The 2,390-nt window shown below is 64.0% G+C and carries 2 protein-coding genes and 2 pseudogenes; 2 read left to right on the forward strand and 2 right to left on the reverse strand.

Going from position 1 to position 2,390, the window contains the following annotated elements:
- Positions 1-354, reverse strand: a pseudogene (locus tag H0U68_RS09185) (PD-(D/E)XK nuclease family protein); the annotation flags it as partial.
- 102 nt (positions 355-456) lie between these two features.
- Between H0U68_RS09185 and trxA the strand changes: the two are divergent.
- The gene (gene trxA / locus H0U68_RS09190; protein ID WP_296354826.1) at positions 457-789 is read left to right on the forward strand and encodes a thioredoxin TrxA; all 333 of its coding nucleotides are present in this window, start codon (positions 457-459) and stop codon (positions 787-789) included.
- A gap of 181 nt (positions 790-970) precedes the next feature.
- Positions 971-2,236 (forward strand): transcription termination factor Rho, encoded by a 1,266-nt coding sequence (gene rho / locus H0U68_RS09195; protein WP_296354828.1) that lies wholly within the window; start codon positions 971-973, stop codon positions 2,234-2,236.
- A gap of 29 nt (positions 2,237-2,265) precedes the next feature.
- Here the strand turns inward: rho and H0U68_RS09200 are convergent.
- Positions 2,266-2,390, reverse strand: a pseudogene (locus H0U68_RS09200) (IS630 family transposase); the annotation flags it as partial.

The following is a 2,390-nucleotide window of genomic DNA, read 5'->3' on the forward strand; positions in this document are numbered from 1 at the left end:
GGCCAGCTCGACCAGGCGGCCGGCCAGTGCGTCGGCACGGCCGCCCAGGCCGGCCTGCTCCAGCCAGCCCCGCGCCAGCAGCAGGTCGTCGGCCATGCCGAAGGAGATGTCGTGCGCGCCCGGCGCGAAGCCCAGGCCGCGGCTGAAGCTCAGCGTGGTTTCGAAGCGCGGCGCGAAGCCGCTGGGCACGCGTTCGGCCCAGAAACGCCGGGCCACCGGCATCAGCTGGGCATAGGGCAGCAGCACGACCGTGCGCGCCGGGTGCGCGCCGTGCCGGCCCACCAGTTCCAGCAGGCGGCCGATGCAGCCGCGCCAAAGCGTTGCCGCCGCATGGGTTGTCGCTATCGCATCCATAGCATCAGGGGATGGGCCGCTGGCGCCGCCGGGTACTTGTTTCTGCCACAATGGCCTTCACTGTAAGCGCTCTCACCGACCGCTCTCTCCAAAGGAAGACTCATGGCAAGCGACCTGATCAAGCACATCTCCGACGACACCTTCGAAGCCGACGTCCTGAAGGCCGCCAAGCCGGTGCTGGTGGACTACTGGGCCGAATGGTGCGGCCCGTGCAAGATGATCGCGCCGATCCTCGAGGAAGTGTCCGAGTCGTACAAGGACAAGCTGCAAATCGCCAAGATGAACGTGGACGAGAACCGCGAGATCCCCGCCAAGTTCGGCATCCGCGGCATTCCCACGCTGATGCTGTTCAAGGACGGCCAGCTCGCCGCCACCAAGGTCGGCGCCCTGAGCAAGTCGCAGCTCACCGCCTTCATCGACCAGCAGCTGGCGTAAAGCCCGCAACGGCGTTGCGAACAAGGGCCCTCCGTCGGGCCCTTTGTTTTGTCTTATACTGCGCCAAGTTCACTGGCCCGCCAACCCAAGCGGACAGTTCGAGTTCCGGTTTGTGGGGCACTTCTCGCCCCGCCGCAAACCTCCCCCAGATCCAACCAAGAACTCCGCACGGGGTCCCTCCATGCACTTAAACGAACTCAAGGCGCTGCACGTCTCCGAGGTCCTGAAGCAAGCCGAAGAACTCGAGATCGAAAACACCGGCCGCATGCGCAAGCAGGAGCTGATGTTCGCGATCATCAAGAAGCGCGCCCGCGCCGGCGAGCAGGTGTTCGCCGACGGCGTGTTGGAGATCCTGCCCGACGGGTTCGGCTTCCTGCGCAGCCCGGACACCAGCTACACGGCCAGCACCGACGACATCTACATCTCGCCCTCGCAGGTGCGCCGCTTCAACCTGCACACCGGCGACATGATCGAGGGCGAGGTCCGCACGCCCAAGGACGGCGAGCGCTACTTCGCGCTGACCAAGCTGGACAAGGTCAACGACGGCCTGCCGGAAGACAACAAGCACAAGGTGATGTTCGAGAACCTGACGCCGCTGTTCCCCCGGGAACAGATGCGCCTGGAGCGTGATGCCCTGAAGGGCGAAGAGAACATCACCGGCCGCGTCATCGACATCATCGCGCCCATCGGCAAGGGCCAGCGCGCGCTGATCGTGGCACCGCCCAAGAGCGGCAAGACAGTGATGATGCAGCACATCGCGCACGCCATTGCGGCCAACTACCCCGACAGCCACATGATGGTTCTGCTGGTGGACGAGCGGCCCGAGGAAGTGACCGACATGCAGCGTTCGGTGAAGGCCGAGGTCATCGCCTCCACCTTCGACGAGCCCGCTGCGCGCCACGTGCACGTGGCCGAAATGGTGATCGAGCGCGCCAAGCGCCTGGTGGAGCTGAAGAAGGACGTCATCATCCTGCTGGACTCCATCACCCGCCTGGCCCGCGCCTACAACAACGTGGTGCCCTCTTCCGGCAAGGTGCTGACCGGCGGCGTGGACTCCAACGCGCTGCAGCGTCCCAAGCGCTTCCTGGGCGCGGCGCGCAATGTGGAGGAAGGCGGCTCGCTGACCATCATCGCCACCGCGCTGATCGACACCGGCTCGCGCATGGACGAAGTGATCTTCGAGGAGTTCAAGGGCACCGGCAACTGCGAGCTGCACCTGGACCGCCGCCTGTACGAAAAGCGCGTGTTCCCCTCGATCCAGCTCAACCGCAGCGGTACCCGCCGCGAAGAATTGCTGCTGGCGCCCGAGATCCTGCAAAAGACCCGCATCCTGCGCCAGTTCATGTACAACATGGACGAAATCGAGGCAATGGAGATGGTGCTGAAGTCCATGAAGGCGACCAAGAGCAACGTCGAATTCTTCGACATGATGCGCCGCGGCGGCTGACAGCAGTCTTCCCCGCTGCGGGTTATTACCTAGTGTCCTGTCCCGATAATACGTGAGCAAAGTCGATGCAGCTTTTCAAGGATCGAATCGGCGGTCGCAGTCCATTTGAACGGCTGACAGTTTTGGTTGTGAGCGTTGACGAAATGGTCGATGC

It is taken from the genome of Ramlibacter sp. (assembly GCF_013697775.1).
In the GTDB taxonomy this organism is placed as follows: domain Bacteria; phylum Pseudomonadota; class Gammaproteobacteria; order Burkholderiales; family Burkholderiaceae_C; genus Ramlibacter.

Coding starts and splice junctions, on each gene's coding strand:
- trxA (WP_296354826.1), top strand. CDS start 457: ATGGCAAGCGACCTGATCAAGCACATCTCCGACGACACCTTCGAAGCC.
- rho (WP_296354828.1), top strand. CDS start 971: ATGCACTTAAACGAACTCAAGGCGCTGCACGTCTCCGAGGTCCTGAAG.